The organism is Ralstonia sp. UNC404CL21Col, assembly GCF_000620465.1.
Classification (GTDB): Bacteria; Pseudomonadota; Gammaproteobacteria; order Burkholderiales; family Burkholderiaceae; genus Ralstonia; species Ralstonia flatus.
Genome location: NZ_KK211140.1, coordinates 57626 through 81039 on the forward strand (window position 1 = coordinate 57626; position 23414 = coordinate 81039).

The window sequence follows — 23414 nt, forward strand, 5'->3', positions numbered from 1 at the left end:
GCCTTGCCTCGTGCAGGCGCCATTTTTCTTTGGTGATTTCCATGCAATCGTCCGCTGCCCAACCCAGCCGCCTCGTGCTCTATGCGCGCCTGATGCGGATGGACAAACCGATCGGCACGCTGCTGCTGTTGTGGCCGACGCTGTGGGCGCTATGGATGGCGGCTGATGGTCATCCGCCGCTCTCGCTGGTGGTGATTTTCACGGTCGGCACGTTCCTGATGCGCTCGGCCGGCTGCGCCGTCAACGACTGGGCCGATCGCGACTTTGACAAGCACGTCAAACGCACCAAGGAGCGGCCGATCACCGCGGGACTGATCGCCCCGTGGGAAGCGCTCGCGGTTGCGGCGGTGCTCTCGCTCATCGCCTTCGCGCTGATCCTGCCGCTCAATGCGCTGACGAAGTGGATGTCGGTTGCCGCCATCGTGATTGCCGGCACATATCCGTTCTTCAAGCGGTTCTTCGCGATTCCGCAGGCGTACCTCGGTATTGCGTTCGGGTTTGGGATTCCGATGGCGTACGCCGCGGTGCAGGATCAAGTGCCGATGCTGGCGTGGCTGATGCTCGCCGGCAATGTGTTTTGGGCCGTCGCCTATGACACCGCGTATGCGATGGTCGACCGCGATGACGATTTGCTCATCGGCATCAAAACGTCGGCCATTACGTTCGGACGCTACGACGTGGCGGCGATCATGCTGTGCTACGTCGGCTTCTTCGGGATCATGGCCTGGGCTGGCCATGTGATGGCGCTAGGCGTGGCGTACTGGATTGGATTTGCCGCCGCCGTGGTGTTGTCGCTTTGGTATTACCCGATGCTGCAGACGCGGGATCGGATGAAGTGTTTTTTTGTTTTCCGGCATAACAATTGGTTGGGGGCTTGTTTGTTTGCTGGGGTGGTGGGGGGGTATTTGATGCGCTAAGGGGTTTTTGGTGCATCCCCTTTTCGTACCCTGCCGGGCACGACCTACTTTTCTTTGTCTTGCCAAAGAAAAGTAGGCAAAAGAAAGGCGCGCCCGAGATGGCGACTTCCCCTTGAATTTGTGTGACCGGGCGGAGAGGGAGGCAAACTCGCTGCGCTCAGACAGGCCTCCCTCTTTTTTCCGCCCGCTCACAAAAATTCAAGGCGCCATCAAGGGCCTAACGTCAAAAGAAAAAGGCCAACCCATCGCGTGGTTGGCCTTGTCGCTTGAGCTGGCGCCCAGAAGGTTTGGCTTTGTCCTTTGACTTTCCCTGCCCTATGCGGCGCCTTGAATTTCTGTTGCAAGGAGGAAAAAGAGGGGAGGCCTGTCTGAGCGCAGCGAGTTTGCCTCCCCTCCCTCCTTGCGACAGAAATTCAAGGAGTCTTTCGCCGCATCGGGCGCGCCTTTCTTTGCTTACTTTCTTTGGCAAGGCAAAGAAAGTGAGTCAGCCCCGGCAGGGGATGAAACAAGGGATGCACCAACAACCCTCAATCCCTCCCAAACTCCTCCCCCATCTCCTTCCCCCGAGCCGCCGCAGCATGCATCGCCCGCACAAAAGCAGCCTTGATATCGGCCCCTTCCATTGAAGTCAGCGCTGCATAGGTCGTCCCACCTTTGGAAGTCACACGCTCGCGCAACACCTCAACCGGCTCGGTCGATTGGCCCGCCAGCGTGGCCGCGCCAATAAACGTCTCGACCGCCAGCGTGCGCCCATCTTCCGCCGACAGCCCCAGCTCCTGCGCCGCCTGCTGCATCGCTTCGATGAAATAGAACACGTACGCGGGGCCGCTGCCCGAGATGGCGGTCACTGCATCAATCTGCGCTTCGGCGGGCACCCAAACGCTCTTGCCGACAGCATTGGCGATGGCGCTGGCGGTCGCGCGGTCGGCGTCGGACAAGCCAGCGTTGGCGGCCAGGCCGGTCATACCCAGACCGGAGAGCGCAGGCGTATTCGGCATCGCCCGCACCACACGTGCGTGACCATTCAGCCAGCGCGACAGATCCTGGATCCGGATGCCCGCCGCCACCGACAGCACCAGGCTGTCGCGCAGATGCGGTGCCAGTTGCGCACAGACCTCGCGCATCTGCTGCGGCTTGACGGCCAGCACGATCACGTCGCGGTCGGCCAGTTCGGCGCCCGGAGCAGCGGTTGTGCGGGCGCCCCAGGTCTGCTCGGCGCGGCTGCGGGCGGGTTCGGTCGGATCTACCACCACGATGTTGGCGCCGTGCGCGCCCTTGGCGATCAGGCCGCCGATGAGGGCCGCCGCCATGTTGCCGCCGCCGATGAAGCCGAGTTTCAAAGTGTCGAGCATGAGAGTGGTGGTGTGAGAGGAAACAGGAATTCAGGCGTTGGCGTAATGCCGCGCGCCGAAGATGGCGCTGCCGACGCGCACAATCGTGGCGCCTTCGGCAATCGCGTCTTCCAGGTCGGCGGACATGCCCATCGAGAGCGTATCGAGCGGGATGCCGGCCTCGCGCAGCCGGCCCGCCAGGGCACGCAGATCAGCAAACGGCTTGCGCTGCGCCACGGGGTCATCGCTGGGCTCGGGCACGGCCATCAGGCCGCGCAACTGCAAACGGGGCAGGGACGAGACGGCTTGTGCCACGGCAAGCACCTCATCGAAATCGGGCAGCAGGCCATGTTTGCTGGCCTGGCGGCTGATGTTGATCTCGAGGCAGACCTGCAGGGGAGGCAAGGCGTCCGGGCGCTGGGCCGACAGGCGCTCGGCGATCTTCAGGCGATCGACGCTGTGCACCCAGTCGAATTGCTCGGCCACGGCACGCGTCTTGTTGCTCTGCAGGGGGCCGATGAAATGCCAGCGGATCGGGTCGATGCCCGTGCGCAGGTCGGCCAGCGCGTCGATCTTGGCGATGCCTTCCTGCACGTAGTTCTCGCCGAAGAGGCGTTGCCCCGCAGCATGCGCGGTGCGTACGGCATCGGCGTCGAACGTCTTGGAAACGGCCAGCAATGTGACACCCGCAGCATCGCGCGAAGCCAGTGTGCAGGCCGTTGTGATCCGTTGACGCACGGCTTGCAAGTTGGCGGCGATTACAGACATAATCCGGCGACGTTTGTTACAAATAAACAAGGTTCCGGCACGTCAAAACAACGGCTCGGAGCGCGTCTGGAGGCGCCATTGCGACGCCCGGGCGACATAAAAAAGTCGGGGGTCATTATAAGATGGACATCGCGCAGCTTCTGGCGTTTTCCGCCAAGAACAAGGCGTCGGACTTGCACCTGTCGGCCGGACTGCCGCCGATGATCCGGATCCACGGCGACATGCGCCGGATCAACGTGCCCCCGCTCACGCACCAGGATGTGCACTCCATGGTGTACGACATCATGAGCGACGGGCAGCGCAAGGTCTACGAAGAAAACCTGGAAGTCGACTTCTCGTTTGAGATCCCCGGCCTCTCGCGTTTCCGGGTCAACGCGTTCAACCAGAACCGCGGCGCTTCGGCGGTGTTCCGGACGATTCCGTCGAAGGTGCTTTCCCTGGATGACCTGAAGGCGCCGGCCGTGTTTGCCGATCTGGCGATGAAGCCGCGCGGCCTGGTGCTCGTCACGGGCCCGACCGGCTCCGGCAAGTCGACCACGCTTGCCGCGATGGTCAACCACCGCAACGAAAACGACATGGGCCACATCCTCACGGTGGAAGACCCGATCGAATTCGTGCACGAATCGAAGAAGAGCCTGATCAACCAGCGTGAACTCGGGCCCCATACCCACTCGTTCGCCAATGCGTTGAAGTCGGCACTGCGTGAAGATCCGGACGTGGTGCTGGTCGGCGAATTGCGTGACCTTGAAACCATTCGCCTGGCGCTCACCGCAGCAGAAACCGGCCACTTGGTGTTCGGCACGCTGCACACCAGCTCGGCAGCCAAGACCATCGACCGGGTCGTCGACGTGTTCCCGTCGGACGAAAAGGAGATGGTCCGGACCATGCTTTCCGAATCGCTGGAGGCGGTGATCTCGCAGACGCTGCTCAAGACGCGCGACGGGTCAGGCCGGATTGCGGCGCACGAAATCATGATCGCCACGCCGGCCATCCGTCACTTGATCCGCGAGAACAAGATCTCGCAGATGTACTCGATGATGCAGACCAGCAGCGGCATGGGCATGCAGACGCTCGACCAGTGCCTGTCGGAGCTGATCAAGCGCTCGGCGATCAACTACGCAGACGCGCGCGCCATCGCCAAGAACCCGGACGCGTTCGCGAACTGATACGCGAACTGATACGCTGACCGATACGTCAGCGCGCTTTCCAATTCTTTCCAGGAGGGGCACGCCATGCTGGACCGCGAAGCCGCCACCAAATACATCCACGAACTCTTGCAGTTGATGGTGAACAGCCGTGGCTCGGACTTGTTCATCACGGCAGAATTTCCGCCCGCGATCAAAGTGGACGGCAAGGTCACGCCGATCTCTCAGCAGCCGCTGAATGCCCAGCAGGCCCTCGGTCTGGTCAAGTCGATCATGAACGAGAAGCAGCTGCGCGAGTACGAAGACAGCTCGGAATGCAACTTCGCCATCACGGCGCCGGGTGCCGGGCGTTTCCGCGTGTCGGCGTTCATGCAGCAGGGCCGCGCCGGCATGGTGCTGCGGACCATCAACACGAAGATCCCGACGCTGGGCGAGCTGGACCTGCCGCCGATCCTGAACGAGATCGTGATGAGCAAGCGCGGCCTCGTGATCGTCGTGGGCGCCACGGGCTCGGGCAAGTCGACCTCGCTGGCGGCGATGGTGGGCTATCGCAATGCGAATTCGTACGGCCACATCATCACCATTGAAGACCCGGTGGAATACGTGCATGCGCACCAGAACTGCGTGGTGACGCAGCGGGAGGTGGGCGTGGATACCGAGTCGTGGCACGTGGCGCTGAAGAACACGCTGCGCCAGGCGCCGGATGTGATCCTGATCGGCGAAATCCGGGATCGCGACACGATGGAATACGCCATCCAGTATGCGGAAACCGGCCACCTGTGCCTCGCCACGCTGCACGCCAACAGCTCGAACCAGGCGATCGACCGGATCATCAACTTCTTCCCGGAAGAGAAGCGTCAGCAGCTGCTGATCGACCTGTCGCTGAACCTTCGCGCAATGATCGCGCAGCGCCTGCTGCCGCGTCAGGGCAAGAAGGGGCGCGTACCGGCCGTCGAGATCATGCTGGCGACCCCGCTGGTGCAAGACCTCATCTTCAAGGGCGAGGTGCATGAGCTGAAGGAGGTCATGAAGAAATCCCGCGAGCAGGGAATGATCTCGTTCGACCAGGCGCTGTTCGAGTTGTACGAACAGAACAAGATCACCTATGAGGATGCGCTGCGCAATGCCGACTCGCTCAACGATCTGCGCTTGCAGATCAAGCTGCACAGCAAGCGGGGCGGCCAGACCGACCTGTCGGCCGGCACCGAGCATCTGAACGTCGTCTGATGTGGCCCACGCGCTACACCATTTGAGGTAATTTGCGGCGCACAACGTTTGCGCAGCCTCCTGCACCCACCTGTCTTCATTAACTTTCCTTAATATTTGCTGAGAATTGCCGTATAAACCGGCGAGCACGCCTGTCGAGTCACTTGACGGGCGTGAATAACAAAGAATTGCCTCAGCAAATACGGGTGGGTGGAAACGTGGCAAGCAGGCCGATACGCCAGCGCGCGCAAGCGGCGCGGGGCTTTACGCTGATTGAGCTGATGATCACGGTGGCCATTGTTGGCATCTTGGCGATCATTGCTTATCCCAGCTACGTCAAATACATCGTCCGCTCCAATCGGGCAGCGGCGGAATCCTTCATGCAGGAAGTGGCGGCCGCGCAGGAGCGCTTCCTGCTCGACAACCGCGCCTATGCGCCTGACATGACAACGCTGCAATACGCCAGCAACGTCCCGGCCAACGTTTCGCCCAATTACACCTTCACGCTGAGCGCCAGCAGCGTGCCGCCGTCTTACCAACTGGCGGCGACTCCGCAGGGCTCGCAGCAGGCGAACGACGCCGCCTGCGGCACGCTCACGCTGACGAACACCGGTGCCAAGGCGGCTTCCGGCGGCGCCTCCAACTGCTGGAAGTGAGGCGAGCCATGAACACTCTGCGCAAGCCCACCCAAGGTTTCACGCTCACCGAGCTGATGGTCACGCTGGCCGTGCTCGCCGTCCTGGTGACGATTGCCGTGCCGTCGTTCTCGGGCATGATCGCGACACAGGCCACGCGCAATGCGTCGTTCGACCTGTCGTCTGCCGTGTCGTTGGCGCGTGCCGAGGCGGTGAAGCAAAACGCCGTGGCCACCGTCTCGACCACCAGCAACTGGGCGACCGGCTGGACGCTGACCGTAGGCACGCCCGCCACCGTGATCCGCACATTCGGCCCCTACAGCGGCGTGACCATCGCGGCGAGCAGCGGCAACACGCTGTCGTTCGGCAACGATGGCCGACCCACTGCAGGCGGCGTCACGTTCCAGGTCACGCCGACGAGCGCGTCGCAATCCGTTTCCTCGAGCTGCGTGCAGGTGGGCGGCACCGGCCGCGTCGCGGTGGTGTCGGGGACGTGCTCATGAGCGGCGCCGCAGGCTTTCGCCATCGCAGGTCGCGCAAGGCCGCGCAGCGTGGGTCGACCCTGATCGAAATCCTGATTTCGGTCGTGATTCTGCTGGTCGCGCTGCTGGGCGCAGCGGGGATGATGGTCCGCTCCAACCAGTCGGAGATGGAGTCCTACCAGCGTGTGCAGGCCCTGACGTTGTTGCAGGACATGGCCGCGCGGCTCAATGCAAACCGCCAGGTGGCCCCTTGCTACGCCGTGGCCGGCGCGATGACGACGGTCGGCACGGGCGGTGTCTCGGCGCCCAGCTGCACGATGGGCACGGCCACGCAGCAAGCCACGGTCACCACCGATCTTGCCGCGTGGAACAACGCGCTGCTCGGCAATACCGAAACCGCTGCGAGTGGGGCCGTCGCTGTGGGCGCCATGATCGGTGCGCGCGGCTGCATCGAAGCCGTCGACACCGTCAACCAGATCTACCGCGTGACTGTCGCGTGGCAGGGCCTGGTGCAGACCGTGGCGCCGGCCTTGCCCTGCGGCAGCGGCACCGGCAATTACGGAAACGACGCCTACCGGCGTGCCATCAGCGTGCAGGTGCGCATGGGGGTGCTGTCATGACGACGCCTTCCACACATCGCACACATCGCACACGTCGCACGCTGCGGCCTCTGCAGCGCGGGATGTCGCTGGTCGAATTGATGGTCGGCATGGCGCTCGGGCTGCTGCTGCTGACCGCGTTGGCGAGCTTGTATGCATCGACCTCGCAATCGCGCGTGCAACTCGGCAACAGCGCCACGCAGATCGAGAACGGACGCTATGCGCTCGACATCATCAGCCAGGAAGTCGGGCTGGGCGGCTTTCTCGGCGATCTGAACCTGCTGGGCACCTCCGCCGTTGCCACACCCGATGTCTGCGCCGCGGCCATCAATGCGCTCGGCTTCAGCACCGGCCCGGCAACGGTGCCGGTGGCCATCTACGGCTACGTGCCCGGCGCGAATGCGGCGCCGTGCTTGCCCAACCTGTCCCCCAACTCGGAAATCCTGGTGGTGCGCCGCGTGTCGAGCACCGTCACCTCGGCGAGTGCCGTCGCGGCAGGGCAGGCCTATCTGCAGGACTCGTTCTGCAGCACTGACACGTCGCCCTTTGTGTTCAGCGCCACCGCAACGGATTTCACGCTCAAGGACAAGACCTGCACCAATCTGGCAGACCTGCGCCAGGTCAGCGTGCGTGCGTTCTATCTGGCCACGTGCGACCGTTGCGGCACGGGCGGCGACAGCATTCCGACGCTCAAGATGGTCGAGTTTTACAGCGGTGCAATGCAGCCGCCCAACTCGATCGCGCAGGGCATCGACGACGTGCATTTCGCCTATGGCGTGGACATGGACGGCAACGGTTCGCCCGATTGCTACGTCGCCAATCCCGGCATCGACAACAGCGCCGCGTGTACCAACGTCGGCGGCTACAACTGGCTCGCATCCGCCGCGACCAACTGGAGCAACGTGACGGCGGTGCGCATCAACGTGCTCGCGCGCACGCTGGGCGTGTCACCGGGCTGGACGGATACGCGGTCTTACGACCTCGGCCGCGGCACGCTCACCCCACCTTTCAAAGATGGCTACAAACGGCACGTCTACGCGGAAGTCGCGCGCGTCGCCAATGTGGCCGGCCCACGGGAGTAGCCATGCGGCGCTTATCGGTTCGCCAATCGGCACGTCAGTCGGGCGTGACCCTCGTTGTCACGCTGATCTTCCTGGCGATCTTCATGGGCATCGTCGTGATGATGATGAACTCGGGCGTGATCAACACCAAGATCGCCGCCAACCAGCAATACGGCCTCGAAGCACGCAGCGCGGCGCAGCAGGGTATTGAGCAGGTCATCAGCGTGGATTTCACCTCCAACCCGGTCGCGACCAGCGTGCCGGTCGATGTGAACGGCGATGGCAAGGCGGACTACACCGCACAAGTGGCGGCACCCGCCTGCGTGGCCACCAAGCCGATCGCCAATACGCAGCTGACGACAGATACGACCAGCCCCAACTTTGCTGCCGACTCGTCCTGCTTCAGCGGCGTGAACAACAACTCCGACACCGGCATCCTGACCGCTGCCGGCACGCCCGGCGGCATGTCGAATTGCAGTGCGACGCAGTGGGATGTCGCTGCCACCGTCAACGATGCCAATGGCACGGCCGTGAACACCACGCTGCATCAGGGTGTGGCCGTTCGCGTGCTGACCGGCGCCGCGTGTCCGTAAGCCAACGCGCAAGCAAGGAACAACTCATATGCGCTCATTTGCTCAACGATTTGCGTTTGCCGCGACGGCCACCGCCGCGCTCGCGCTGGCGTGTGTCCAGCCTGCCGGGGCCGAGGATATTGATCTGTACACCGGGCTGCAACCGCAGGCGGGCAAGCCCAACGTGCTGATCATCATGGACAACGCGTCCACATGGAATGCATCCGCAACGTTCACCTGCGACACCAGCGGCGTCGTGTCGAGCAACAATGCGAACACCGATGTGGGTGCCGAGCAGTGCGCGCTCTATGACGCGGTGAACGCGTTCAAGAATTCTCCGTCGTTGCTGGGCAACCTGAATCTGGGCCTGATGATGTTCGGCTCCGGCAACAACGTCGGCGCGCAGTTCCAGTTTCCGGCAACGCCGCCCGCGCAGTTGCCCCTGATGGACCTCAACGGGATCAACAGCTTTCTCAACTACGTGTTGACGATCGACCGTCAGGCAAACAACTCGAACAACTCGCAGGTTGGCGGCGGCATGGAGGAGGCATGGGCCTACTTCAACAGCGGAACCGGCCCATCCGGAACGTCATACACGTCGGCCAATCCGATCAACAACCCGTGTCAGCGGAATTACGTCATCTACATCGGCAATGCCGTCAACAACGGCAAACCACAGGACACCGGCAAGAACATCCAGAGCGATCTGGCATCTGCACTGGGCCTTTCTGCCAACACGACGCCGCCGCAGATCGTCATACCGTCGCCCTACAACAAGTACCAGGCCAACTGGGGCGACGAGTGGGCGCAGTTCATGTACCGCTATGACCTGCAGACGAAGACGATCCCCAAGGATCATCCGCCGCAGAACATCATCACCTACACGATTTCCGTCACGGACGGAAACAACCCCGACTACGTGGCGTTTGACCAAAGCATGGCCACGAACGGCGGAGGCAAGGCGTATGTTGCCCAGCTTGGCAAACCGGACCAGCTGAAAGACATCCTGCTGCAGATCTTCAACGAAATTCAGGCTGTGAACAGCGTGTTCGCCTCGGTCAGCTTGCCGGCCGCCGTGAATGCGCAGGGCCAGTTCCTGAACCAGGTCTATGTCGGCATGTTCCGTCCGGACGCGAGCGCCGCGCCGCGCTGGATGGGGAACCTCAAGCAATACCAGGTGGGCTACGACGCCAACGGCACCCTGCAATTGCTGGATTCCGTCGGCAAACCGGCGCTCAGCAGCGCAGGCACCGGCTTCATTTCGCCCAACGCCGTCAGTTTCTGGTCGGCCGATCCACCGCTGGCTTTTGGCACCAGCGGCTACGGGTCGGGCGTGACCAACTGGCCGAAGAACGGATTCTGGATCAACAGCCCCTCCGGCGTCGGAGGCGCAAGTGACTCCCCTGACGGCGAGGTGGTCGAGAAGGGCGGCGCCGGTGAAATGCTGCGCGCCCAGTTCCTGACCGATCAAAGCACCCGTGTGCTCTATACCTGCAACGGCGTCGGCACGTGCCCGACCAGCGGTGCCATGCCGACGTTCGACACGTCGAACACGTGGCTGACCGGCGGTGCAGGGAAAGGGCTGGACGCGATCAACTCCTACAACAGCGTGAACGGCGCCCCGGCCATCACCTCGAGCGAGCAGAACTACTTCATCAACTGGGTGCGCGGCCGCGACGTCTACGCGATGGACGGAAGCACCAAGGCACCGACGGTGGGGCAGGAAGCTGAGACAGGCCCGGGGTCTCCGGTGACGATCCGCCCGTCGATCCACGGCGACGTGTTGCACTCGCGCCCCGTGGTGATCAACTACGGAACATCGACCGCGCCCAACGTCGTCGTCTATTACGGCACCAATGACGGCGTGTTCCATGCCGTCAACGGCAACCAGGCAACCGGCATCAAGACCTCGTCGACGAACATCGTGCGTCCGGGCGGCGAGCTGTGGGGCTTCATCCCGCCCGAGTTCATCGGCAAGCTGAGCCGGCTCTATGCCAACACGCCGGAGGTTGCGCTCTCCACCACGCCGGGCGGCATCACACCCAAGCCGACACCACGCGACGACTTCTTCGACGGCAGCACGACCGTCATGCAGGATCAGCGCGTGACCGGCAGCCCGCGCACGGTCATCTACCTGACAGCGCGTCGTGGTGGCAGCCTTGTGTATGCGCTCGATGTGACCGACCCCGTGAATCCGCGCTACCTCTGGTCGCGAAGCAACACCGACATTCCCGAACTCGGTCAGACGTGGTCCAAGCCCCGGCTGATGCGCGTGGCGGGCTATACCAATCCCGTGCTGATCATGGGCGCGGGCTACGATGCCGCCTCCGAAGACAGCGACCCGGCACCCGGCACCGACACCGTCGGCCGCGGCATTGTCGTGCTCGATGCGTACAGCGGCGTGCCGGTGTGGAGCGCCTTGGCCAACTGCAGTGGCGTCGCGGGCGTGTGCGTGAAGAACACCAGCCTCACGCGCTCGATTGCCTCCGACGTCACCACGGTGGACCGCACGGGCAGCGGCTACATCCAGATGGCCTACGTGGGCGATGTGGGCGGCAACATTTGGCGCGTCGATTTCCAGAGCGCTGCCGGCAACACCCCCGCCAACTGGGCACTGACCCAATTCGCGACGCTGGGCGGCGCAGCCAACACCAACAATGCGCGCAAGTTCTTCTATGCGCCCGATGTGGTGCCCACGGCCGGCTTCAATGCGATCCTCGCCGGCACCGGCGATCGCGAGCATCCGCTGTATTCGGCGTCGAACGCGCCCGGTACCGCATACAACGTGGTCAACCGGTTCTACATGCTCAAGGATCCGAACCTCGGGCCGGTGCCCGCCGGCTGGACGCCGCTGACCGAGGCCAACCTCGTCGACGCGACCTCGGGCGCGTACAACGGCACGGGCTCCGGCTTCTTCATCACGTTGCCGAATGCAGGCGAGAAGGTGGTGAATGCACCGCTGACCGTTGCGGGCTATACGACGTTCGGCACCAACACGCCGGCAGTGCCGAAGGCCGGCATGTGCTATCCGAACCTCGGCGTGGCGCGTACCTACTCCGTCAGCTTCCTCACCGGTGCGGGTCAGAACCCCGACCGGTCCGTCATGCTCGATGGCGGTGGCTTTCCGCCGTCGTCGGTGTATGGCGTGGTGCTCGTCAACAACGGCAATGGCGGCACAACGCCGGTGCCGGTGTGCTTTGGCTGTGGCAACCAAACGGGCACGGGTGGTGGATCGTCACTCGCTCCGATCAAGGTCTCCCCGACGGGCCTCGGCAAACGCAAGCGCACGTTCTGGTTCTCAGAAACCGACAAGCACTGACCCGCATCGCCCCGCATCGCTCCCAAACGGCCCGCCCAGCGCGGGCCGTTACAATTCCGGCCAGATGCCGGAGCATTCCCGTTCCCGCAACCATCCGGAGAGTAGCCATGACTGACGTTTATGCATTCGAGGCCGATTCGCTGACCGGCCAGCGCGTGCCGCTGTCGCAGTACAAGGGCAAGGTCCTGCTGATCGTGAACACGGCCAGCAAGTGCGGATTCACGCCGCAGTACGCGGGGCTGGAGGCGGTGTACAAGCGGCTGCACGACAAGGGGCTGGAAGTGCTCGGCTTTCCCTGCAACCAGTTCGGCAAGCAGGAACCGGGCGGCGAAGACGAAATCGGCGCGTTCTGCGAGAAGAACTACGGCGTCTCGTTCCCGATGTTCGGCAAGATCGACGTGAATGGCTCAAGCGCGCATCCGCTCTACAAGTGGCTGACCTCGGAAAAGCCCGGCGTGCTCGGCATCGGAGCCATCAAATGGAACTTCACCAAGTTCCTGCTGCGCCGCGACGGCACGGTGTACAAGCGCTACGCGCCGATGACCAAGCCGGAAGAGATTGCCGGCGATATCGAGCGGCTGCTGGCGGAGCCCGATCCCGCCTGACGTTGCGTTCGTCGGTTACGGTTGTTAATCCGACGAGCCCCGCACCTTGCGCATGAAGTCCGCCAGCGAGCGCTCGGCGGATTCGGCAAAGTGGCGCTCCAGAATGTCCACTTTGACGCAGCGGTCGAGGCGGAAGGTGCGGTAGTCCTGGCGGTGTTCGCACCAGGCGGCCACCAGCCAGACTTGCCCCCAGAAGAACAGACCGAGCGGCTGGATGCAGCGTTCGGTCAACTGGCCCTGCGCGTCGCGGTAGGACAACCGCGCAACGGCGTGGCGGCCCAGCGCGGCATGCAGCGTATCGAACACCTGCTTGACCTCGCTGCCCATGCCGTAGCCGGGCGCGAAGATGCGTGTGGTCTCGGCTTCGGCGCGGCGTTCGGCGGGCAGGGCGCCCATCAGCTTTTCCAGTGCGGCTTCCACGGAGTCGGCCATGGTGCCACCGCTCCACGCCTTGATCATCCGCGCGCCGGCCACCAGCGCTTCGACTTCGTCGGCGGTGAACATGAGCGGCGCGAGGTCGTAGCCGGCACGCATGCGGTAGCCGATACCGGCTTCGCCTTCGATCGGCACGCCAGAGACAGACAGATCGCGGATATCGCGATACACCGTGCGCTCCGACACGCCGAGGCGGTCGGCCAGCATCGCCGCCGTGGTCAAACGGCGGCCTCGCAGGATCTGGGCAATCTGGAACAGGCGGTCGGCGCGGCGGGTCATGCGCGGCATTGTAGTGGGCTTCTTGCCGCGCGCAATCCGCACAATCTTTCCCCTACGCGCCGAAGGGCGTCAGCTCGCGCTGCGGGTGGATGTCGACGATATCCACCTGCTCGCCACGGCGCAGCATGCGCTTGCCCAGTCGCGGGAAATCGGCAATCTCGATGTTGAGATGTTCGCCGCCGCACAGGTAGACGAGATCTTCCTTGCCGCAGTTGCGCAGGTGGTGCGCGACGCCTGTGGGGAAGGCCATGAAATCACCGCTACGCACGGTGAAGATGTTGTCGTCGATCTCGGCCTGCGCTTCGCCGGAAAGGATGTAGATCCATTCCTCTTCGCGCTGGTGCGAGTGATAGACGAACGACTCCTTGCCCGGCGGCACGCGCGCAAAATTCACGCCGGTGCGCTTGAGCCCGAGCAGCCGGCCCATCATCGTGCCGTGAATTTCCGACAGGCTGTTCCAGGGGTGCGAAAACGACTGCGTGCGCGCGGTGACATCCGCGGCACGCATGAGATACGGGGATTGGCTCGGCATGGTGTTCTTCTCTGTCTCATGGTGAAGGCCGGCGCCCGCGCACCGGCTTTGGGGAGCGTTACTGCTATTACTGCTGCAGCAGGTACGCCTGCGTCTTGGCATCCGGCTCGTGCAGGCCGACGCGGTTGCCTTCGGTGTCGACGATGTGGGCGATGCGGCCCATGTGGTCGGGCAGCGTCATGGGGCCGAACACGCATTGGCCGCCGCTGCCGTTCACGCGCTCGAGCACGGCATCCAGGTTGGGCGCGTTCAGGTAGACCACACTGCCCTTGTCGGACGGCGCAAAGCCCTCGCCCTTGACCAGCGCGCCGTGGATGGTCGTCTCGCCCGCCGGAAACACGCCCATGGTCAGGTCGCCCATGTCTTCCTGCTTGAGCTGCGTGTCGAAGACGTTCTCGTAAAACTTCACCGCGCGCGGGAAATCGTTGGCGGGGATTTCAAACCAGTTGATGACGCTTGCCATGGTGTTCGCTCCGGTAGGTGGCTCAGGCGGTTGGGAGTGCCGTTGCCGGTTAAGTTGGAGCGATTCTGGCGGGGGGCTCCTGACAGCGTTCTGTCAGGAGCATTCAGGAGGACGGAGGATCGTGTTGCTGGTTGCCCAGGCAGTAAATGCCGGGGCGGAGGGGAAGGCGGCTCAGTGGGGAATCCAGCCCGCCAGCAGCGGCACCAGCACCGCTGTCAGCACGCCGTTCAGGCCCATGCCCAGCGCCGAGAACGCACCCGCTTCCGGGTTGACCTGAAACGCGCGCGCGGTACCAATGCCATGCGCCGCAATGCCGGTGGCAAAGCCGCGCACGCTGTACTCGCGCACGCGCAGCAGGTTCAGCAGCCGCGTCGTGGTCGTCGCGCCGACAATGCCGGTAATGAGCACCAGCACCGCCGTGATGGTCGGCGCACCGCCGATCTTCTCCGAGATGCCCATGGCGATCGGGATCGTCACCGATTTCGGCGCCATCGAGCGCAGCGTTTCCGGCGATGCGCCCAACAGCCACGCGATGCCCACGGCTGACACCACCGCCACGACCGACCCCGCAAGCAGCCCGGCCATGAGCGGCAACGCGTGGCGGCGCAGCTTCGCCCATTGCTGAAACAGCGGCACCGCCAGCGCCACCGTGGCCGGCCCCAGCAGGAAGTGCACGAACTGCGCGCCGTCAAAGTAGGTCTTGTATGGCGTGCCTGTCACGGTCAGCAGCGTGCCCAATATGACGACCGCAATCAGCAACGGATTGACCATCGGATTGAAGCGACTGCGCTCATGCAGACGCACGCCGATCAGGTAGGCGATGAGCGTGGCGGTCAGGCCCAGCAGCGGGCTGGCGGCCAGGTAGACCCAGAGTTGATGCAGGTTCGGAGCCATCGCGTTCATGGGGCCAGCTCCTCGTGGGCTTCGCCGTGGTCACCCATCCGGCGCATCAGCGCGCGAGTGACGAGCGCACCGGCGGCAATCGACAGCCACGTCGATACGACGGTCGCCACCACGATCGGCAGCCATTCCTGCCCGATGCGGTTCAGTTGCGTCATGACGCCCACGCCGGCCGGCACGAACAGAATGGTCAGGTGCCGCAGCAGTTCACTCACGGTGCCCTGCATGACTTCGAGCACGCGGCCCTTGTCCACCAGCAGGTAGATGACCAGCAGCACCATGCCGATCACCGGACCGGGCACCGGCAGGTGCATCGAATACGTCAACAGCTCACCCACCGACTGGAACGTCAACAGGATCGCGAAGGTTTGCAGCATGGGGCCTCCGGGCAAAACGAAGCGGCCAGTATAGAACCGGGTGCGTTCGTTTCAGACGAGCATGCGGTCGACCAGCTCGATCCAGTGTTCGACCGGCGTGTCGGTGCCGCTTTGCAGATGCGTGACGCAGCCGATGTTGGCGGTGACGATGCGCTCGGGCTGTGTCGCTTGCAGCTTGGCGAGCTTGTCGTCGCGCAGCCGGTAGGCGAGTTCCGGTTGCAGCACCGAATACGTCCCCGCCGAGCCGCAGCACAGGTGGCTGTCGGCGCAGAGCTTGACGTCCACACCCAGCGAGCCGAGCAGCGTTTCCACCGCGCCGCGGATCTGCTGGCCATGCTGCAGCGTGCACGGCGGGTGCCACGCCACGCGCGGGCGTTGCGCTTCGGGTTTGGCCTTCTGCAGAAGCTGCTGCGAAAACGCCGGCAGTACCTCGCACAGATCGCGCGTCATGGCGGACACGCGTGCCGCGCGCTCGGCATAGGCCGGGTCGTCGCGCAGCAGGTGGCCGTATTCCTTGACCATCGCGCCGCAGCCGGAGACCGTCATGACGATGGCCTCGGCGCCCGCTTCGATGTGCGGCCACCACGCGTCGATGTTGGCGCGCATGTTGCCCAGGCCGCCCGCATGGTCGTTCATGTGATACCGGATCGCCCCGCAGCAGCCCGCACGGTCTGCACTGATGAGCTGCACGCCCAGCTTGTCGAAGACACGCGCCGTGGCGGCATTGATGTTGGGCGACATGGCGGGTTGTACGCAGCCTTCCAGCAGCAGCATCTTGCGTGCGTGCGTGGTGCTTGGCCGCACGCCGGCGTGGGGTTGTTTCGCCGGAACCTTGTTGCGCAACACCGGCGGCAACATCGGCCGCACCGCCTGTCCGAGCCTGAGCGCGGAGCCGAACAGCGCCGGCCGCGTCAGGCCCTCGCGCAGCGCCCAGCGTATGGCGCGTTCGCCGAGCGGGCGTGATTCGCCTTTCGCGTCGAGCTGGTCGTCGACGATCTTGCGACCGATCTCGACCAGGCGCCCGTAGGTCACGCCGGACGGGCACGTCGATTCGCAGTTGCGGCAGGTCAGGCAGCGGTCCAGGTGCAGGCGCGTCGCGGCGCCGGCGGGCTGGCCCTCCAGCACCTGCTTCATCAGGTAGATGCGCCCGCGCGGGCCGTCCAGTTCGTCGCCGAGCAGTTGGTAGGTCGGGCAGGTGGCGGTGCAGAAACCGCAGTGCACGCACTTCTGCACGATGCTTTGGGCTTCTTCGCCGTCGGGGGTGTTGCGCAGGAACGCCGCGAGCGTGATTTGCATGATGGGCTTGCGTTAGAAGTCGGCAGTCAGAACGCTGAATACAGGCGGCCCGGGTTGAAGATGCCGTGCGGATCGAAGCTGTCTTTCAGGCGTTTGTGCACGGCCATCAACGGCGCGGCGACGGGCGTGAAGATGTCGCTGGTGCGGTCGCCATTGCGGAACAGCGTGGCGTGGCCGCCGGCCTTGCGTGCTGCATCGCGGATGACATCCGCGGAGGTGTTGGCGGTGTCGATCCACCAGCGCTGGCCGCCGCCCCATTCAACGAGTTGCTCATCGGCCGACGCATGGCCCAGCGCCAGCGGCGGCGTGGCGGGGGGCAGGGCGATGCGCCACAGCGGGAGACCGCCTTGCACGGCGCGCGCGAAAAACGCATGCGATTGTTCGCGCAGGTCGCGCCAGAACGCCGCCGCTTCTGCGTCGTCAACACGCTCGCCGCCAAGCTTGGCGATGGCTGCGCGCACCGCCGCATCGGCACCGCTCAGGCGCACCCACAGCGCACCGTCGATCCACGCAGACGCCGCGATCGGCAGCGGCTGGCCGCCCCAGCGGTTGAGGGTATCGATGGCCCCGCCCTGCGCCATGGCAAAGCGCAGCGTTGCATCGCAGAACGGCATCGGCAGCACCTTGAGCGACACCTGCACGATCAGGCCCAGCGTGCCGAGCGCGCCGGCCATCAGGCGCGAGACGTCGTAGCCGGCCACGTTCTTCATCACCTGGCCGCCGAAGTTCAGCATGTCGCCGCGGCCATCCATGACGACGGCGCCGAGCACGAAATCGCGCAATGCGCCCACCGATTGCCGACGCGGCCCGGACAGGCCCGATGCAAACGCACCGCCCACGGTGGCCTGTTGGCCATTCGCAGCAAAGTGCGGCGGCTCGAACGCCAGCATCTGCTTGTGCTCGGCCAGCGCAGCTTCGATCTCGACGAGCGGCGTGCCGCTGCGCGCGGTAACAACGAGTTCAGCGCAGTCGTAGTCGACGATGCCGGACCATTCGCGTGTGTCGAGCACGGTGCCGTTGGGCTGCGGGGCGCGGCCGTAAAAATCCTTTGTACCGCCGCCGCGCAAGGTCAGCGGCGTGTGGCTGTCGGCCGCGTGCGCAATGGCGTCGCGAAAACGTGCGAGCGTTGGCGAAAGGGCGGTGTCTGGCGTGCTTGGCATGGCGAACCTTCGGGTGCGCAGCTCACTGGCTGGGCGCGGTCTCGGTGGGGGGAAGCGGAAGCCTGGTGCCGCAGCGCTTGCAGAATGCGGCGTCGATGTCGTGACGGTCGAACGTGCAGCCTGTGCAGGCGCGCGTCGACGGCGAGGGTGGGGTGGGGCTCGGGGTTGAGGACGAACCGTCGCGCATGGTGTTCACCAGTTCCGCGCCGATGATGCCGGTGGGGAACGCGATGATGCTGTAGCCGAGCAGGATGGTCATCGACGTGATGAACTGGCCCAGCGGAGTTTTCGGCACGAGGTCGCCGAAGCCCGTGGTGGTGAGCGTGACCACCGCCCAGTACATGCTGACCGGAATGCTGGTGAAGCCATGCTGCGGCCCCTCCACGACGTACATCACCGTGCCCAGGATGATGGTGATGATGAACACCGTGCCCAGGAACACGAAGATTTTGCGTCGGGCGTTGACCAGCGCGCGCAGCAGGATCTGCGCTTCTTCAAAGTACACCGTGATCTTCAGGATCCGGAAGATCCGCAGCAGGCGCAGCAGCCGCACATCGAGCAGGTAGGCCAGTTCGGGCACAAAGATCGCCAGCCACGTTGGCAGGATCGAGATGAAATCGATGACGCCGTAAAAGCTCAGCACGTAGCGCCAGGGCTTGCGCACCACGAGGATGCGCATGACGTATTCCGCCGTAAACAGCAGCGTGAAGAGCCACTCGAGCACCGTGAAGAGCGTGCCCGCGCGGCCGCTTACGCTCGGCAGGCTGTCGAGCATCACCACCAGCACGCTGGCGAGGATGGCCCCCAGCAGGGTCAGGTCGAATAGCCTGCCGGATCGTGTTTCGGCTTCAAAGATGATGACGTACCAACGGCGGCGCCAGCCGTCCTCTTCAGGCTTGCCGAGGTACGCCGCCAGCCGCGTGTTATGCGCGTGCCATCGGCTGGTACGGGAGGGGTTCTGACTCATGACAACGCTGAGCGGCTTTAGAAGCGCGGCAGGTCGGGATGCGGCAGCAAGCCGTTGCGCACGTGCAGCTTGCCGTATTCGGCGCAGCGCGCGAGCGTGGGGATGGCCTTGTCGGGGTTCAGCAAACGCGCCGGGTCGAAGGCCGCCTTGACGCGCAGGAAGGCGTCACGCTCTTCGGTCGAGAACTGCACGCACATCGAGCTGAGCTTTTCCACGCCCACGCCGTGTTCGCCAGTCACGGTGCCGCCCAACTCCACGCAGGTCTCGAGGATGTCGGAGCCGAACAGTTCGGCGCGGTGCCATTCGTCCTGGTCTTCGCCGTTGAAGAGGATGAGCGGATGCATGTTGCCGTCGCCGGCGTGGAACACGTTGATGCAGCGCAGGGCGTACTTCTGCTCCATCGCCTGGATGCGTCGCAGCAGTGTGCCGATGTGCTTGCGGGGGATGGTGCCGTCCATGCAGTAGTAGTCCGGCGAGATGCGCCCGGCTGCCGGGAAGGCATTCTTGCGTCCGCTCCAGAACTTCAGGCGCTCCGCCTCGCTTTGCGAGACCTGGATCCGCGTGGCACCCGAGGCGCGCAGCACTTCGCTCATGCGCGCGATTTCTTCGGCCACTTCTTCGGGCGTGCCGTCGGATTCGCACAGCAGGATGGCGGCCGCGTCCAAGTCGTAGCCGGCGCAGACGAATTCCTCCACGGCGGCGGTGGCGGGCTTGTCCATCATCTCCAGCCCGGCCGGGATGATGCCCGCGGCAATCACATCGGCCACGGCGTTGCCGCCCGATTCCACATCGTCGAAGCTCGCCATGATCACCTGCGCCAGTTGCGGCTTGGGGATCAGGCGCACGGTCACTTCGGTCACCACGGCCAGCATGCCTTCGGAGCCGATCACCGTGGCCAGCAGGTCCAGGCCGGGGGCGTCGGGCGCTTCGCTGCCGAATTCGACGACCTCGCCGTCCATCATCACGGCGCGCACGCGCAGCACGTTGTGCACGGTCAGGCCGTATTTCAGGCAGTGCACGCCGCCCGAGTTTTCATTCACGTTGCCGCCGATGGTGCAGGCGATCTGCGACGACGGATCGGGCGCGTAGTACAGGCCGTGCGGGTTGGCGGCTTCCGAGATGGCAAGGTTGCGCACGCCCGGCTGGACCACCGCCGTGCGCGTGTACGGGTCGACCTTCAGGATGCGCTTGAACTTGGCCAGCGACAGCACCAGCCCACCCGGGGTCGGCATCGCACCGCCCGACAGGCTCGTCCCCGCGCCGCGCGGCACCACGGGCACGCCCATGCGGTGGCACACGCGCAGGATTTCGACGACCTGCGCTTCGGTGTCCGGCAGCACCACGGCCAGCGGCACCTGCCGGTAGGCGGCCAGGCCGTCGCATTCATACGGAGTGGTGTCTTCGCGCTCCCAGAGCAGCGCGTCGTCGGACACGATCTGGGACAGCGCGGCGGTCAGCTCGGCCTGCAGGGCGGTCAGATCGCGGGCGGTGGCGGACGACGACGATGGCGCATTCATGGGGTGTCTCTCATGGTTCTGCCCGCCAGCGGTGGCCGGGGTGGGAGGCACTATAGCCCGGCCGCCGTGCCGCGCGGCGTGTTAAGGACTTTTGCGGCGATGAATTTGGCTCGCCGGGGCGGCCAATGCGGTTCATCGCGGTGCAGCAAGGTTTCGCCGCCCGTTGGTGGAGGTCCGATCTTCACGATCGAGCCTTTGACTACCAACGGCGGGGTTCAAAACACCGACCTTCACACTAAAAGTTTCGAATCTGAGGTTCGGATACCTCACGCGTGAGGCAAATACAGTCGGCGTTGATGAAAAAAACAGCAACGATGACGTTCGGAACGTCGACTTCGAGGCTCAGAGGGTCGACCTATGACGCTTTTTGCTCCGACGTTGCTGCTTTTTTCATCAACGGTGGGGTTCCGAACGTCAACGTCGATACTAAAAGTTTCGAATCCGGTGGTTTGAGGCCCGGCGACGCGCCTCCACTGCCCACGGCGGGCGGCCGACGGCTTACCAATCCAGCCCGAGCAACCAGTCCACAAAATGCTGCGCCTCGGGCTTCATCGGTGCCTGCTCGCGCTGCACGATGTAGTAAGCATGTGGCGACGTCGATTCGATGTCCAGCAGCCGCACGATCTGCCCCGAGGCCAGCCAGTTGCGCGCCATCGCCTGCCGCACCAGCGCCACGCCCTGGTTGGAGGCGACGGCTTCCAGCATCAGCCCGATGTCGTTGAAGAGCGAACCCGTGGCAGGCTCCGGCGCATCGAGCCCCGCTGCCTCGAACCACGGGCGCCACGGCTCCAGCGGGCTGCGCAGCAGCGTGAGGTTCAGCAGTTGCGATGCCTCGGTGATGGTGCTGCCGCTGATCTGCTCGAAGTAGCCGCGTCCGCATGCGGGAAACACCGGCTCGTTGAGCAGGAGCGTGGTCTTCAGGTCGGGGTAGCGGCCGGTGCCGTAGCGGATCTCGACGTCGGCGTCTTCGGCCTTCACGTCGAGAAACGGGATGGCGAGGTGCAGCTCCACGTCGATGTGCGGATACAGCGCGTTGAACTCCGGAATGCGCGGCACCAGGTGCTGACGCCCGAACGTGGGCGGGATTGCCACACGCAGCCGCGCGCGCTGTTTGCTGAATTCCGGGCGGGCCAGCTCATGCAGGCTCTTGAGCGCGTCCTGCACGCTGCGCAGGTAGCGCGTGCCGGCGGCGGTCAGCCGCAATGCCGTGCCGGTGCGCACGAACAGGTCTTCGCCCCACAGCTCTTCGAGGTTCTTGATGCGGTGCGAGACCGCGCTGGGCGTGACGGACAGCTCCTCGGCCGCGCGCGCGAAGCTCGCATGGCGTGCGCCCGCTTCAAAGGCAATCAGCAGGTGCAGCGGAGGAACGCGCTTGAAGACGGAGGCCATTACAGGTGGAAGATTTTGCCGGGGTTGAGGATGTGCTTCGGGTCCAGCGCGAGCTTGACGCTGCGCATCAGGTCGATCGCATCGTTGCCGTGTTCGGCGATGAGGAAGTCCATCTTGTGCAGGCCCACGCCATGTTCGCCCGTGCAGGTGCCGTCCATGGCAATCGCCCGCGCGACGATGCGCTGGTTGATGCGCTCGGCTTCTTCCAGTTCTTCGGGCTTGTTCGGATCGATCAGCAGCGCGACGTGGAAGTTGCCGTCGCCGACGTGGCCGACGATGGGGGCGGGCAGTTGCAGCGCGCTGGCGAGCAGGTCCTTCTCGGTCTCGACCACGCATTCAGCCAGGCGTGAGATTGGCACGCACACGTCGGTGGTGACGGCGCGGCAGCCCGGCTTGAGCTGCAGGAACGCGAAATACGCGTTGTGTCGGGCGTTCCACAGGCGGCTGCGGTCTTCGGGGCGTGTTGCCCATTCGAAGCCCTGGCCTTTATGTTCGGCGGCGATCTGCTGGACGGTCTCGGCCTGTTCCTGCACGCCGTGCTCCGAGCCGTGAAACTCGAAGAACAGCGTCGGCATCTCGGGCAGCGTCAGCTTGTCGTATTGGTTGATCGCCCGGATGGCCAGCGCATCGACAAACTCCACGCGCGCAATCGGCACGCCCATCTGGATGGTGTCGATCACGGCCGACACCGCATCCCCCATGCTCGGGAAGGCGCACACCGCCGCGGACACCGCTTCCGGCTGCGGATACAGCTTCAGCGTGATCTCGGTGATGATGCCGAGCGTGCCTTCGCTGCCGATGAAGAGGCGCGTGAGGTCATAGCCCGCCGACGATTTGCGCGCGCGGTTGGCCGTCTTGATGATGCGGCCGTCGGCGGTGACGACCGTCAGGTTCAGCACGTTCTCGCGCATCGTGCCGTAGCGCACGGCGTTCGTGCCGGACGCGCGCGTCGCGCACATGCCGCCGATGGACGCATCCGCGCCCGGGTCGATCGGGAAGAACAGACCGGTATCGCGAATCTCGGTATTGAGCTGCTTGCGCGTGACGCCCGGTTCGACCGTCACCGTCAGGTCTTCCGGGTGCACCGACAGCACGTGGTTCATCTGCGAGAGATCGAGGCTCACGCCGCCGGCTACCGCCAGCAGATGGCCTTCGAGCGATGAGCCGGCGCCATACGGGATCAGCGGAATCTCGTGCTCGAAGCAGAGCTTGGCGACGGCCGCGACTTCCTCGGTGGTCTGCGCGAAGACGACGGCGTCGGGCAGCATCGGGTCGTAGGCGGATTCATCGCGGCCGTGGTGGGCGCGCACGGCTTCGGTGGTGGAGACGCGGTCGCCGAAGCGGGCACGCAGCGCGTCGAGCATGACCGGGGGGATCGGCTTGCGCACCAATCCGGGATGGGGAATCGGGTGGTTCATGGGGGTCTCGCAATGTTGTGCGGCTCTCGGCGGGCCAATGG

23 protein-coding genes are annotated in these 23414 nt (G+C 64.6%); 10 read left to right on the plus strand and 13 right to left on the minus strand.

The window, feature by feature from the left end:
• Positions 1-41: 41 nt before the first annotated feature.
• On the plus strand, positions 42-917 hold the full coding sequence (gene ubiA / locus N511_RS0118185) for a 4-hydroxybenzoate octaprenyltransferase (RefSeq protein ID WP_027680582.1): 876 nt from the start codon (positions 42-44) through the stop codon (positions 915-917).
• Positions 918-1444: 527 nt separating this feature from the next.
• On the opposite strand, the gene proC is transcribed toward ubiA, so the two are convergent.
• A complete protein-coding gene (gene proC, locus N511_RS0118190; RefSeq protein WP_027680583.1) occupies positions 1445-2269 on the minus strand; it encodes a pyrroline-5-carboxylate reductase in 825 nt (274 codons plus the stop codon).
• Between the two features lie 30 nt (positions 2270-2299).
• Complete coding sequence (locus N511_RS0118195) at positions 2300-3016, minus strand: YggS family pyridoxal phosphate-dependent enzyme (protein WP_027680584.1); 717 nt, start codon at positions 3014-3016, stop codon at positions 2300-2302.
• A gap of 122 nt (positions 3017-3138) precedes the next feature.
• Between N511_RS0118195 and N511_RS0118200 the strand changes: the two genes are divergently transcribed.
• From N511_RS0118200 to N511_RS0118240, 9 genes are all read left to right on the plus strand, one after another.
• Positions 3139-4182: a type IV pilus twitching motility protein PilT gene (locus tag N511_RS0118200; RefSeq protein ID WP_009241469.1), complete on the plus strand. Its 1044-nt coding sequence runs from the start codon at positions 3139-3141 to the stop codon at positions 4180-4182.
• A 66-nt stretch (positions 4183-4248) separates the two neighbouring features.
• A complete protein-coding gene (locus N511_RS0118205) occupies positions 4249-5388 on the plus strand; it encodes a PilT/PilU family type 4a pilus ATPase (protein WP_012762832.1) in 1140 nt (379 codons plus the stop codon).
• A gap of 197 nt (positions 5389-5585) precedes the next feature.
• Complete coding sequence (locus tag N511_RS0118210; RefSeq protein ID WP_027680585.1) at positions 5586-6023, plus strand: type IV pilin protein; 438 nt, start codon at positions 5586-5588, stop codon at positions 6021-6023.
• Positions 6024-6031: 8 nt separating this feature from the next.
• Complete coding sequence (locus N511_RS0118215) at positions 6032-6505, plus strand: GspH/FimT family pseudopilin (RefSeq protein ID WP_027680586.1); 474 nt, start codon at positions 6032-6034, stop codon at positions 6503-6505.
• On the plus strand, positions 6502-7104 hold the full coding sequence (locus tag N511_RS0118220) for a type IV pilus modification PilV family protein (RefSeq protein ID WP_027680587.1): 603 nt from the start codon (positions 6502-6504) through the stop codon (positions 7102-7104). Before N511_RS0118215 ends, N511_RS0118220 begins: the two co-directional genes overlap by 4 nt.
• Positions 7101-8165, plus strand: coding sequence for a PilW family protein (locus tag N511_RS0118225; RefSeq protein ID WP_051530967.1), 1065 nt, complete (start codon positions 7101-7103; stop codon positions 8163-8165). Before N511_RS0118220 ends, N511_RS0118225 begins: the two co-directional genes overlap by 4 nt.
• A gap of 2 nt (positions 8166-8167) precedes the next feature.
• Positions 8168-8737, plus strand: a complete 570-nt coding sequence (locus tag N511_RS0118230; protein ID WP_027680589.1) for a pilus assembly PilX family protein — start codon at positions 8168-8170, stop codon at positions 8735-8737.
• Between the two features lie 28 nt (positions 8738-8765).
• Positions 8766-12035, plus strand: coding sequence for a pilus assembly protein (locus N511_RS0118235; RefSeq protein ID WP_027680590.1), 3270 nt, complete (start codon positions 8766-8768; stop codon positions 12033-12035).
• A gap of 107 nt (positions 12036-12142) precedes the next feature.
• Positions 12143-12640 (plus strand): glutathione peroxidase, encoded by a 498-nt coding sequence (locus N511_RS0118240; protein ID WP_027680591.1) that lies wholly within the window; start codon positions 12143-12145, stop codon positions 12638-12640.
• A gap of 24 nt (positions 12641-12664) precedes the next feature.
• Here N511_RS0118240 and N511_RS0118245 read toward each other — a convergent pair whose 3' ends face one another.
• The 11 genes from N511_RS0118245 to N511_RS0118295 form a co-directional block, all read right to left on the minus strand.
• Positions 12665-13363 (minus strand): helix-turn-helix transcriptional regulator, encoded by a 699-nt coding sequence (locus N511_RS0118245; RefSeq protein WP_027680592.1) that lies wholly within the window; start codon positions 13361-13363, stop codon positions 12665-12667.
• A 43-nt stretch (positions 13364-13406) separates the two neighbouring features.
• Positions 13407-13886: a cupin domain-containing protein gene (locus N511_RS0118250; RefSeq protein ID WP_027680593.1), complete on the minus strand. Its 480-nt coding sequence runs from the start codon at positions 13884-13886 to the stop codon at positions 13407-13409.
• Positions 13887-13953: 67 nt separating this feature from the next.
• A complete protein-coding gene (locus tag N511_RS0118255) occupies positions 13954-14349 on the minus strand; it encodes a VOC family protein (RefSeq protein ID WP_027680594.1) in 396 nt (131 codons plus the stop codon).
• Positions 14350-14520: 171 nt separating this feature from the next.
• Entirely contained in the window at positions 14521-15252 is a 732-nt protein-coding gene (locus N511_RS0118260; RefSeq protein ID WP_027680595.1) for an LrgB family protein, read from the minus strand.
• Complete coding sequence (locus tag N511_RS0118265; RefSeq protein WP_027680596.1) at positions 15249-15626, minus strand: CidA/LrgA family protein; 378 nt, start codon at positions 15624-15626, stop codon at positions 15249-15251. The genes N511_RS0118260 and N511_RS0118265 overlap by 4 nt, the downstream gene beginning before the upstream one ends.
• Before the next feature lie 51 nt (positions 15627-15677).
• Entirely contained in the window at positions 15678-16922 is a 1245-nt protein-coding gene (gene glcF, locus N511_RS0118270) for a glycolate oxidase subunit GlcF (RefSeq protein WP_027680597.1), read from the minus strand.
• A 26-nt stretch (positions 16923-16948) separates the two neighbouring features.
• Positions 16949-18082 carry a glycolate oxidase subunit GlcE gene (gene glcE, locus N511_RS0118275; protein WP_027680598.1) on the minus strand — a complete coding sequence of 378 codons (1134 nt, stop codon included), beginning with the start codon at positions 18080-18082 and terminating at the stop codon, positions 16949-16951.
• Positions 18083-18104: 22 nt separating this feature from the next.
• Positions 18105-19049 carry an ion transporter gene (locus tag N511_RS0118280; protein ID WP_027680599.1) on the minus strand — a complete coding sequence of 315 codons (945 nt, stop codon included), beginning with the start codon at positions 19047-19049 and terminating at the stop codon, positions 18105-18107.
• Positions 19050-19066: 17 nt separating this feature from the next.
• Positions 19067-20566 carry an FAD-linked oxidase C-terminal domain-containing protein gene (locus tag N511_RS0118285; RefSeq protein WP_027680600.1) on the minus strand — a complete coding sequence of 500 codons (1500 nt, stop codon included), beginning with the start codon at positions 20564-20566 and terminating at the stop codon, positions 19067-19069.
• Positions 20567-21064: 498 nt separating this feature from the next.
• A complete protein-coding gene (locus N511_RS0118290) occupies positions 21065-21955 on the minus strand; it encodes a LysR substrate-binding domain-containing protein (RefSeq protein WP_027680601.1) in 891 nt (296 codons plus the stop codon).
• Positions 21955-23373 (minus strand): FAD-binding oxidoreductase, encoded by a 1419-nt coding sequence (locus tag N511_RS0118295; RefSeq protein WP_027680602.1) that lies wholly within the window; start codon positions 23371-23373, stop codon positions 21955-21957. The genes N511_RS0118290 and N511_RS0118295 overlap by 1 nt, the downstream gene beginning before the upstream one ends.
• Positions 23374-23414: the final 41 nt, after the last annotated feature.